The sequence below is a fragment of the Neisseria sp. P0009.S007 genome (assembly GCF_051962515.1).
In genome coordinates this window covers 1-326 of record NZ_JBQCVF010001000.1, presented here as the reverse complement: position 1 = coordinate 326, position 326 = coordinate 1, and the positions used below count along the sequence as shown (strand labels likewise).

Annotated in this window: 1 pseudogene; it reads right to left on the bottom strand. The window is 48.5% G+C overall.

What is annotated here, in order from left to right:
- Positions 1-274 (bottom strand): annotated as a pseudogene (locus ACTHS3_RS17495) (ATP-dependent DNA helicase RecG); the annotation flags it as partial.
- Positions 275-326 lie beyond the last annotated feature (52 nt).

Below are 326 nucleotides of genomic sequence, written 5' to 3'. Positions count from 1 at the left end.
TAAAGCGCAGAAAAAGGACGCTGCCGGAACCGTCAGCGATTTGGACAATCAGCTGTTTGCGCGGTTTAAATGTCACTTCCTGATGGATGACTTCGCCCTCAACCTGACACGGCACGCCGATTGGTGCATCCTTAATCGGCATGATGTGCGTCTCGTCCTCGTAACGCAACGGCAGGTGCAACACCAAATCCCATGCGGTATGGAGGTTGAGTTTGTCGAGCTTCTTGGCGGAAACATCGGTGATTTTGAGCTGTTTTTGGGTTTCTGGCGTCATCTTAAAAGGAAGCTGATTTGAAGTTTGCTGTATTTTATCCGAAAACAAATAG